Source organism: Allobosea sp. Tri-44 (assembly GCF_004123845.1).
Classification (GTDB): domain Bacteria; phylum Pseudomonadota; class Alphaproteobacteria; order Rhizobiales; family Beijerinckiaceae; genus Allobosea.
On record NZ_NBDP01000016.1, the window covers coordinates 200,711 to 211,100 of the forward strand.

Genomic DNA, 10,390 nt, shown 5'->3' on the forward strand with positions numbered 1-10,390 from the left:
TGTCAAATTCATAAGTTCCACTAGAGAATCAAGAAGTTGCTAGCGGTCTTGTTGATTCCGACATTCGCTCCGGCGCTCTGTATGAAGGGATGCGAATGTCGGAATCAGGCCACTAGGCGAGCGGCCCGTCCGGCTCAGTTGGCGGCCTGCGGCGTCAGGCCTGCGGCCTTCAATGCCACTCCCCATTTGGCAACCTCGGCGGCGAAGCGCTTGGCATGCGCCTCGCGCGTCCATTCGGCCGCCGGGAAGGCGCTGGTGCCGACCGCCTTGAAGCGCTCCAGCACGGCAGGGTCCTTCAGCGCGGCCTGCAAGGCACCGTTGAGCTTGTCGAGTGCGGCCTCCGGCGTGCCTTTCGGCGCGTAGAGACCGTGCCAGATCGTCATGTCGATCTCGGCCCCGACCTCGCGTGAGGTCGGGGTGTTCGGCAGCACGCCGAGCCGCTCCGGCGAAGTCACTGCATAGGCTCGGATCTTGTCGGACTGGACCTGCGGCACTGCCGTGGTCGACTGGTCACAGAGCACGTCGACCTGACCGCCGACGAGGTCGTTCATCGCCGGCCCCGTGCCGCGATAGGCGACCTGGGCGAGCTTGACGCTCAACGCTTGCGAGATCAGCACGGCGCACAGATGCGCATTCGAGCCGACGCCGGCATGGGCGACGGTGAGCTTCTCGGCCTGCTGCTTGGCATAGGAGAAGAAGGCCTTGCCGTCGACCGGAGGCAAAGCGAGCTTGCCGGCAATGACCATCGGCCCGGTATTGACCAATCCGACCGGCGCGAAGGCGGATTGGGTGTCGTAGCCGAGATTGCTGTAAAGCGCCGGCGCCGCGGCAAGCGCAAGGTGATGGATCAGTAGCGTGTAGCCATCGGCCGGCGAGGAGACGAGTCGCTTGGCGCCGGCCGTTCCGCCCGCGCCGGCGATGTTCTCGACGATGACCTGCTGACCGAGCGTGCGGCCCATATGCTCGCCGAGCAGGCGCGCGATCACGTCGCTGGGGCCGCCGGCGGCGAATGGGACGATCAGCGTGATCGGCTTGGTCGGAAAGCTCTGGGCCAAAGCGGGCGTACCTACCCCTAGCAGCAACAGCCCGGCCAACGCGCCGCGACGCGTCGCAAGAAATCTGCGGAAATGGGCGATCATTCGTTTCCTCCGGTGTGGCGGCCGCTCTGCGTCGGCTTGGTCGAAAACTCGGGCCTTTTGGTCCTCGAGCATTGGTCACTCGATTTCGAGCGAAACTTTAGAAATATCCGGCAACACACTGATCATGAACGATCAGCTCGGGCATCTTTGCGAATGGGGAGCGATTCAGCGCAGGTCGGAGAGGTAGTGGACCTCCTCAGTCAGGCACAGGCTGAGCCGGTGCTCGACCGGCGTGCCGTCGAGCGAGAGGGCGACGCGATCGATCTGCAAGGCCGGCCCGCCTGCGGGCACGCCAAGGGCAGCCGCATCGTCGGCCGTAAGCGCCACGGCCTTCAATCGCTCGCGCGCGCTCGCGATGGTGACGCCGTAGCGACCGGCGAACAGGCTGTAGAGATTGTTCGGGATCGGTCCGCCTTCCAGGCCGGGAAAGAGCTGCTGCGGCAGGCTCAGCGTCTCGACGATCAGCGGCGCGCCGTCGAAGGAGCGCAGGCGGCGGATGCGGGTGACGCCGGCATTTTCTGCAAGATCGAGAGCCGCGCGTTCTGCTTCCTCGGCAGGGCCTGTCGTGACCGAAAGGACGACGCTGTCGGGAAAGCGGGGCGCGCCTTGATCCGGCGCCAGCTTGAAGAACTGGAACAGGATACGGCGCTCGTCATGCTCGGCGACGAAGGTGCCGCGACCTTGGCGCCGGACGACGAGATTCTCCGTTGCGAGTTCGTCCAGGGCCTTGCGCACCGTACCCTGGCTCACCCCGATCTCGGCGGCGAGCTGGCCTTCGCTCGGCAATACCGCGCCGGGTGCCCAGACGCCGTCGACGAGCCGGCGCACGAAGATCGCCTTCACCTGGCGGTAAAGCGGCCGGAATCCCAACGCCTCCGGTGTGTCCGGCCCGCGCGGCCGCCCTGCGATTTCCAGCTTGTGCACACTCATATGTCTTATATAAGACTTGGGCGCAGCCACGTCGAGCCCGATTTCGGCGTGAGAAATCACCGGAAATGGTCAGGGAGCCCGCCATGAGCAAGCCGCATCTGCTGGTGCACGAGAAGAAGGACACGGTCGGTGTCGTCGTCGTCGAGGGCCTGAAGGCCGGGACCGACATGCTCGGCGTCATCACCCACGACAATTCGGATTTCCGCCTGACCGCCAAGATGGACATCCCGATCGGCCACAAGGTCGCGCTCAAGGCGATCAAGAAGGGCGACACGATCTGGAAATACGGCCAGGACATCGGCAAGGCAGTCGCCGATATCGGGCAGGGCGAGCATCTCCACGTCCAGAACGTCAAGACCAAGCGCTGGTGAGCCGGGCCTTTTAGTGAATTCGTGGGGAGATACGCCGTCATCCCGGACAAGCGGCGAAGCCGCGCCGCTCCGGGATCCATCGTAGAGCGCTTCGCCTTATGATGGATCCCGGCACTTCGGCCGGGATGACGGCGTAGGTCCCTGCACAATTTCAGATGTCATCGGCTCCCTGATCGGTCGAGCCACCCACTAGGAGAGACACCGCTATGTCCATCGTTGCTAATTTCGACCTCGTCAAAGGCAAGCTTGCCAAGGTGAAGGGGCGCAAGATCGAGGCGCCCGAGTTCAAGACGCCGTTCGTCAAGCGCCCGACCGGCCGCAGCCTCGATTCCTTTATGGGCTGGCGCCGCGAGAACGGCCGCGTCGGCGTGCGCAACCATGTGCTGCTGCTGCCGCTCGACGATCTCTCCAACGCCGCCTGCGAGGCCGTCGCCAACAACATCAAGGGCACGCTGGCGATTCCGCACGCCTATGGCCGCCTGCAGTTCGGCGAGGACCTCGAGGTCCATTTCCGCACGTTGATCGGCACCGGCTCGAACCCGAACGTCGCCGCCGTCATCGTCATCGGCATCGAGGATGGCTGGACCAAGCGCGTCGTCGACGGCATCGCCAAGACCGGCAAGCCGGTGGTCGGTTTCGGCATCGAAGGCCATGGCGACATCGCCACCATCGCCAAGGCCTCCTATGTCGCCAAGGAATTCGTGCAGTGGTCGACCGAGCTGCAGCGCACGAAATTCGGCATCGAGGAGCTCTGGGTCTCGACCAAATGCGGCGAGTCGGACACCACCACCGGTCTCTCGTCCTGCCCGACCGTCGGCAACATGTACGACAAGTGGATCCCGCGCGGCGTCTACGGTGTTTTTGGCGAGACCTCGGAGATCACCGGCGCCGAGCACCTGTGCAAGGCGCGCGCGGCGACGCCGGAAGTCGGCGAGCGCTGGTACAAGATGTGGAAGGCCTATCAGGACGACGTCATCGAGGCCCACAAGACCGACGACCTCTCCGATTCGCAGCCGACCAAGGGCAACATCGCCGGCGGCCTGACCACGATCGAGGAGAAGGCACTCGGAAACCTCGAGAAGATCGGCCGCGAGTGCAAGTTCATCGACATTCTCGAGCCGGCGCAGGCGCCTTCGAGCGGGCCGGGCCTCTACTACATGGACACCTCCTCGGCAGCCGCCGAGTGCGTGACATTGATGGCTGCCGGCGGCTATGTCGTGCACACCTTCCCGACCGGGCAGGGCAACGTCATCGGCAACCCGATCGTCCCGGTCATCAAGATCACGGGCAATCCCAAGACGATGCGCACCATGCCAGAGCATATCGACGTCGACGTCTCCGGCATACTGCGCCGCGACCTGACCATCCCGCAGGCCGGCGACGCCCTGATCGAGAACATCGTGCGCACGGCGAATGGCCGCCTCACGGCAGCCGAGGCGCTCGGCCATCGCGAATTCTCGATGACCAAGCTATATCGCAGCGCCTGAGGAGCTGAGCTTCCGGGCGCGACGAGGCAAAAGTGTCGGACAGAAACGTTTCATTGCATGTGCCGGGGCGGGACGTGTTGCCCGCCTATGTCCGTGCCTTGGAGGCGGGCTGGTCCCCGAACACGATGCGTAACGTCGCGCCCGAGCAACTCGCCGCGATCGCGGCCGATCCCGACCTATTCGTCGAGGGACTGAACCAGCGTGGCGGCACGATACGCCTGCATGACGGCAGCGAGGTCGCGCGCCTGCCGGACATGATCCGCTGGATCATTGCGATCGATCAGCCTGAGCGTCCCTTCGTCGGCAGCATCAATCTGCGCTGGCAGGAAGATGAAGCCGGCAGGCCCGTCACGGAGCTGCCGTCGCATGTGCTCGGCCATGTCGGCTACACCATCCTGCCGAACCATGCCGGAAACGGCTATGCCAGCGCGGCCCTGGCCGCCGCCGTCACCGAGGCTCGCGCCATCGGCCTGCCCTTCATCAAGATCACCTGCGATGCCGACAATGTGGCCTCGCAGCGGATCATCGAGAAGAATGGCGGGCGTTTCGTCGAAGGTTTCGTCGCGCCGTTCTACGGGCCGGAGGAGCGGCTGATGTACCGGATCGATCTGCAATCATGACCGAAGCAGCCTCCTTGCGTCTGACCAATGGCCTCGGCCGGCTTGCGCCTGGCATCGCCTTGTCGGCGGCGGTGGCGATCGCCTCCGTGTTGGCCGAGCCCGTCCTGAAGCAGCTCGCCGGTGGCCGCGTTGGCATTCCGGCCGTGGTGATCGCGCTGGTGATCGGCATGCTCCTGCACCCGATCGCCAATACGAGGCGCTTCGAGCCGGGCATGACGTTCTGCGTCAAGAAGCTGCTGCGCTGGGCGATCGCGCTGCTCGGTCTGCGCGTCGCGCTCGGCGATATCATCGCGCTTGGCCTCGGCACGGCACTACTCGTCATTGTCTCCATGGTCGTGACCGTCGTCGCCGGCTTCGCGCTGGCGCGCCTGCTCGGCCGCGAGCCCGGTGTCGGCGCTCTCGCCGGCGTCGCCACGGCGGTCTGCGGCGCTTCGGCTGCGCTCGCGACCGCTACGGTGGTGCCCGATTATCGCAACAAGGCGGCCGACACCGCCTTCACAGTGATCGCGATGAACGTGCTCGCGACGGTCGCGATGCTGGCCTATCCGCTGCTCTGCGTCTGGCTCGGCCTCTCGCAGCAGCAGACCGGCGTAATGCTCGGCGCCACCATCCACGATGTCGCGCAAGTCGTCGGCGCCGGCCAGGCGGTCTCGGACGAGGCGGCGAACGCGGCAGTGATCGTCAAGTTGTTCCGGGTCTTCCTGCTGCTGCCTTCGGTGTTGATCGTCGGCTGGTGGATGACGCGTCACGGCGAAGGCCATGGCGACGCCAAGGTGCCGGTCCCGGTCTTCGCCTTCGTCTTCCTCGTCATGTGCGTGGTGAACAGCTTGTTGAGTACGCAGGTGGGGCTTGCCGGCATCTATCTGCCGATCCGCGACATCCTGCTCGAGATCTCACGCTGGGGCCTGCTGATCGCGATCGCGGCGCTCGGCTTGGGAACCTCGATCGCGGCGATGGCAAGGCTCGGCTGGCGCCACCTCGCCGTGGTCACCGGCACCAGCCTCATCATCCTCGTCGTCGCCACGGGCGGTATCGTCCTGCTCGGCTGAACAGATCTCACAGCGGAAACAGCCATGACCGACATCGTCATCACCGAATTCATGGACGAGGCGGCGGTGGCGGCGCTGAAGGCGCGCTACGACGTGCATCACGACCCGGACCTCTTCGGCAAGCCTGACGAGCTTGCGCGGCTGGTCGCCGATGTGCCCGCGCTGATCGTGCGCAACCAGACCCAGGTGCGCGGCGATGTGCTGGCGAGAGCAAAGAACCTCAAGGTCGTCGGCCGGCTCGGCGTCGGCCTCGACAATATCGACATGGAAGCCTGCATCGCGCGCGGCATCCAGGTCTTCCCGGCGACCGGCGCCAACAGCTTGTCCGTGGTCGAGTATGTGATCGGCACGGCGATGACGCTGCTCCGCGGCGCCTATTTCGCCAATGCCGCCATGGTCGCCGGCGAGTTTCCGAAGACCAAGCTGATCGGCCGCGAGATCGCCGGCAAGCGCATGGGCCTCGTCGGCTTCGGTGCGATCGCGCGTGATGTCGCGCGGCATGCCAGGGCGCTCGGCATGACGATTGCGGCTTACGATCCCTATGTTTCCGCCGATGCGCCGGTCTGGCAGGGCATCGAGAAGCTCGAGCTCGACGCTCTGCTTTCGACCTCCGACGTGATCTCGATCCATCTGCCGCTGACGCCCGAGACGCGCGGACTGATCGGCGAGGCGGCTTTTGCGACGATGAAGCCCGATGCAATCCTGATCAACGCGGCCCGTGGCGGCATCATGGACGAGGCGGCGCTGGTCTCGGCGCTCACGGGCGGGCGCCTCGGCGGCGCGGCACTCGACGTCTTCGAGCAGGAGCCGCTCAAGGCCGATGGCGCAAAACTCTTCGCCGGCACGCCCAATCTGATCCTGACGCCGCATATCGCCGGCAATACGGTCGAATCGAACGGGCGTGTCTCCGGCCTGGTGGCCGAGCGGGTCATGGCGGCGCTGGAGGGCAGGGCATGACGCGGCTCTCGCTAAAAGCGGCTGAGCAGAAGGTCGCGGACCTCTTCATCCAGGCCGGTGCCTCGCCTGCCAACGCCGCCTCCGTCGCCTGGGCTTTGGTGATGGCGGAGGCCGATGGCCTCAAGGGCCACGGCCTGATGCGGATCCCGACCTATCTCGCAATGCTGCGTGCCGGCAAGATCGATGGGCAAGCCATACCGATTGCGCGCAAGCCCAAGCCCGGCGTTCTGGCGATCGATGCCGGCCACGGCTTCGCCTATCCCGCGATCGATCTCGCCGTCAGCGAATTGCCCGAGATCGCCCGTGCGCAGGGTATCGCCTCGGCGCCGATCCGCCGTTCCAGCCATTGCGGCGCGGCCGGCCTGCATGTCGAGCGCCTGGCGGAGCAGGGGCTGGTCGCGCTGCTCTTCGCCAACACGCCCGGCGCTATGGCACCCTGGGGTGGCTCGAAGCCAATCTTCGGCACCAATCCGATCGCCTTCGCCGCGCCGCTTGCCGGCCGCGAGCCAGTGGTCATCGACATGGCCTTGTCCAAAGTCGCGCGCGGCCCGATCGTTGCGGCGAGCCAGAAGGGCACACCGATTCCCGAAGGCTGGGCGCTCGATGCGGCCGGCAACCCGACGACAGACGCCACGGCTGCGCTCGGCGGCACCATGGTCCCGCTCGGCGACGCCAAGGGCGCGACGCTGGCGATGATGGTCGAGATCCTCGCCGCGGCGCTGGTCGGTACGCATTTCGCCTTCCAGGCCTCGCCCTTCTTCAACGACGAAGGCGGCCCGTCCGATACCGGCCAGCTCATCCTCGCCATCGACCCTTCGAGCATGGGCGGCAACTGGTTCGCCGAGCGGATGAGGATGCTGACCCATGCGATCGAGGAGCAACCGGGAACGCGGCTGCCGGGCGTCAGGCGGCTGGGGTTGCGCGCGAAGGCGCGCACCGAGGGGATCGAGGTCGATCTCTGAAACAGGCCGTCATGCTCGGGCTTGACCCGAGCATCTCAGGCAGGTTGAGGCGCTGATTCAGCACCTTCTCGTCATGAGATTCTCGGGTCTGCGCTGCGCTTCGCCCGAGAATGACGGGGGTTCAGACAAAATCGAATCGATCAACGTCGACAAGGCCTTTGTCGGTGATCTTGAGATGCGGGATCACCGGCAGGGTCAGGAAGGCGACCTGCAGGAAGGGCTCGGCCAGCACGACGCCGAGCGCCTTCGCCGCCGCGCGCAAGCCTTCAAGTCCATGGTGCACCGTCTCGAAAGGCTGGTCGCTCATCAGCCCGGCGACGGGCAGTGCCAGTTCGGCCGTGACCTTGCCTTTGTCCGCCACCGCAAAGCCGCCGCCGGTCTCGATCAGCCGATTGGCGGCTGCCGCCATCGAGGCCTCGTCGACGCCGACGACGCAGAGATTATGGCTGTCATGGCCGACAGAGGAGGCGATCGCGCCATGCCTCATGCCGAAGCCATGGACGAAGCCGCTGGCGATGCCGCCATTGCGGCCATGGCGCTCGATCACCGTGACCTTGACCGCGTCTTGGTCGAGATCGGGTAGGGCGAAGCCGTCTTTCGCGGGCAGGCGCATGGAAAGGCGCTCAGTGATGATGCGGCCGGGTACGACGCCGATCACCGGCGTTTCGCCCTCGCGGGCCTTCACCGCGAAATCCTCCGGCGCGAGCCTGCGGCTGCGGACGCTGGCGAGGCCGACGGGTGGGATCGCCTTCCTGTCTGCGAATAGCTTGTCCTCGACCAGACGGCCGCCGGCGAACACTTGTTCGACGCGGCAGGCGGCGAGATCGTCGACCAGCACGATATCGGCGCGCTTGCCGGGACCGATGAAGCCGCGATCGAACAGGCCGAAATTGCGCGCCGCCGAGAGGCTGGCTACGCGATAGGTCGCGAGGATGTCGGCCCCGTGTGCGATCGCGGTGCGGATCATGTAGTCGAGATGGCCTTCCTCGGCGATGTCGAGTGGGTTGCGGTCGTCGGTGCAGAAGGCGAGGAAGGGCGAGGCATCGCGGGTGATCAGCGGGATCAGCGCGTGCAGATCCTTCGAGACCGAGCCTTCGCGGATCAGGATCGCCATGCCCTTCGCCAGCTTTTCTCGCGCTTCCTCTGCCGTCGTGGTCTCGTGGTCGGTGCGGATGCCGGCGGCGAGATAGCCGTTGAGGTCGAGCCCACGCACCAATGGCGCGTGGCCGTCGATATGGCGGTGTGAGAAGGCCTCCAGCTTGGCGAGGCAGCCGGGATCGCGATGGAGCACGCCGGGAAAGTTCATGAACTCGGCGAGGCCGATCACCTTGGGATGGTCCATGAACGGGGTGAGGTCGGCGGCCTCCAGCGCGGCGCCGGCCGTCTCCAGATGCGTCGCCGGCACGCAGCTCGACAGCTGGACGCGCAGATCCATGCGCATGGCCTCGGCACATGCGAGGAAATAGCGGATACCTTCGGCGCCCAGCACGTTCGATATCTCGTGCGGGTCGCAGATCGCAGTGGTGACGCCGTGCGGCAACACGCAGCGCTCGAATTCGAGCGGGGTCACCAGCGAGGATTCGACGTGCAGATGGGTGTCGATGAAGCCGGGCACCGCGATCAGGCCGGCCGCATCGAAGCTCGCCTTGCCCTCGTAGCGGCCGTGGGTGCCGACGATGGTGTCACCGCAGAGGGCGATGTCGGTTTCGACCAGATCACCCGAGACAAGATCGAGCAGCTGTGCGCCGCGGATGACGAGATCCGCCGGCTCGTCGCCGCGCCCTTGCGCGATCCGGCGGGCGAGGGTGGCTGCGTCGGTCATGGTCATGAGCTCCGGGTTCAGGCCGGCTTGGCTACACCATCTCGCCGGCCTAGACAGGCGCTGTCCAGTCGCCTTTCGCGGAGACCATCATGCAGCTTACCTGGTTCGGCCATTCGGCGTTTCGGCTCGACCTGCCCGGCGCCTCGGTCCTGATCGATCCGTTCTTCTCCGGCAACCCGGCTTTCGAGGGCGATGTCGCCGAGGTGAGCAAGGGCGTCAGCCATATCATCGTCACCCATGGCCATGGCGACCATGTCGGTGACACGCTCGCCATCGCCGCGGCGAACGATGCGACCGTGATCACCAACTACGATCTGTGCATGCATCTCGCATCAAAGGGGCTGAAGGCGTTCCAGCCGATGAACACAGGCGGCACCGTCGATCTTGGCGCCTTCTCTGTGACCCTGGTCCGCGCCGATCATTCGGCCGGCATGGGCGAGGCGGGGGTGAGCGTGCCCGTCGGCAACGCCAATGGCGCGATCATCAAGGCGCCCGGCGAGAAGACGCTCTGGCACATGGGCGACACCGACATCTTCTCCGACATGGCGCTGCTCGCCGAGATCCACGGCGTCGAGATCTGCATCTGCCCGATCGGCGACCGCTTCACCATGGGCGCCAGGACGGCGGCACTGGCGATGACCCGCTTCGTCAAGCCGAAGCTCGCGATTCCCTGCCATTACGGCTCCTTCCCGATCATCGCCCAGGACGCGGCGGTCTTCGTCGAGGGGTTGAAGGGCAGCGGCATCGAGGCGCTGGTGCCGGAGAAGGGCAGGGCGGTGGCTATCTGAAGGTCACCAAGGCCAGACAGCAGGGCGCGGGGAACCCTCTCCTGTAAGGAGAGGGCAGGGTGAGGTGTAGGCCGTTGGACCAGTTCCGCGAGCGCTGACCGCGCAGTCGGGTTCCGGCCAACGTTTCTAGTCCGAACACCTTGTAACTCTGATTTTGCCTCATCTGCTACACTGGCGGGTGCGGTGGCAGGCGGAAGACCGACGACCCTCAGGGACAGCAAGCCCGTGGGTGAGCCAGGGTCTTCGCCTGCCGATCCATCGACCC

At 65.8% G+C, this 10,390-nt stretch carries 10 protein-coding genes; 7 read left to right on the forward strand and 3 right to left on the reverse strand.

Annotated elements, in window-relative coordinates:
- Positions 1 to 134 precede the first annotated feature (134 nt).
- A complete protein-coding gene (locus B6S44_RS11715; protein ID WP_129157069.1) occupies positions 135 to 1,139 on the reverse strand; it encodes a tripartite tricarboxylate transporter substrate-binding protein in 1,005 nt (334 codons plus the stop codon).
- Positions 1,140 to 1,304: 165 nt separating this feature from the next.
- Positions 1,305 to 2,063 (reverse strand): GntR family transcriptional regulator, encoded by a 759-nt coding sequence (locus B6S44_RS11720; RefSeq protein WP_248309561.1) that lies wholly within the window; start codon positions 2,061 to 2,063, stop codon positions 1,305 to 1,307.
- A gap of 89 nt (positions 2,064 to 2,152) precedes the next feature.
- Here B6S44_RS11720 and B6S44_RS11725 point away from each other — a divergent pair, with 89 nt between their 5' ends.
- The 6 genes from B6S44_RS11725 to B6S44_RS11750 all read left to right on the forward strand — a co-directional run bounded on the left by B6S44_RS11725 (position 2,153) and on the right by B6S44_RS11750 (position 7,515).
- Positions 2,153 to 2,440, forward strand: a complete 288-nt coding sequence (locus tag B6S44_RS11725; RefSeq protein ID WP_129157071.1) for a UxaA family hydrolase — start codon at positions 2,153 to 2,155, stop codon at positions 2,438 to 2,440.
- Positions 2,441 to 2,775: 335 nt separating this feature from the next.
- Positions 2,776 to 3,927 carry a UxaA family hydrolase gene (locus B6S44_RS11730; RefSeq protein ID WP_129157090.1) on the forward strand — a complete coding sequence of 384 codons (1,152 nt, stop codon included), beginning with the start codon at positions 2,776 to 2,778 and terminating at the stop codon, positions 3,925 to 3,927.
- A gap of 32 nt (positions 3,928 to 3,959) precedes the next feature.
- Positions 3,960 to 4,547 (forward strand): GNAT family N-acetyltransferase, encoded by a 588-nt coding sequence (locus tag B6S44_RS11735; protein ID WP_129157072.1) that lies wholly within the window; start codon positions 3,960 to 3,962, stop codon positions 4,545 to 4,547.
- The gene (locus B6S44_RS11740; RefSeq protein WP_129157073.1) at positions 4,544 to 5,596 is read left to right on the forward strand and encodes a YeiH family protein; all 1,053 of its coding nucleotides are present in this window, start codon (positions 4,544 to 4,546) and stop codon (positions 5,594 to 5,596) included. The genes B6S44_RS11735 and B6S44_RS11740 overlap by 4 nt, the downstream gene beginning before the upstream one ends.
- Before the next feature lie 24 nt (positions 5,597 to 5,620).
- Positions 5,621 to 6,553, forward strand: coding sequence for a hydroxyacid dehydrogenase (locus tag B6S44_RS11745; protein ID WP_129157074.1), 933 nt, complete (start codon positions 5,621 to 5,623; stop codon positions 6,551 to 6,553).
- Positions 6,550 to 7,515 (forward strand): Ldh family oxidoreductase, encoded by a 966-nt coding sequence (locus tag B6S44_RS11750; RefSeq protein ID WP_129157075.1) that lies wholly within the window; start codon positions 6,550 to 6,552, stop codon positions 7,513 to 7,515. Before B6S44_RS11745 ends, B6S44_RS11750 begins: the two co-directional genes overlap by 4 nt.
- A 121-nt stretch (positions 7,516 to 7,636) precedes the next feature.
- On the opposite strand, the gene ade is transcribed toward B6S44_RS11750, so the two are convergent.
- Positions 7,637 to 9,343, reverse strand: coding sequence for an adenine deaminase (gene ade / locus B6S44_RS11755; RefSeq protein WP_129157076.1), 1,707 nt, complete (start codon positions 9,341 to 9,343; stop codon positions 7,637 to 7,639).
- 83 nt (positions 9,344 to 9,426) lie between these two features.
- On the opposite strand from ade, the gene B6S44_RS11760 reads away from it, so the two are divergent.
- Positions 9,427 to 10,125 (forward strand): metal-dependent hydrolase, encoded by a 699-nt coding sequence (locus B6S44_RS11760; protein WP_129157077.1) that lies wholly within the window; start codon positions 9,427 to 9,429, stop codon positions 10,123 to 10,125.
- Positions 10,126 to 10,390 lie beyond the last annotated feature (265 nt).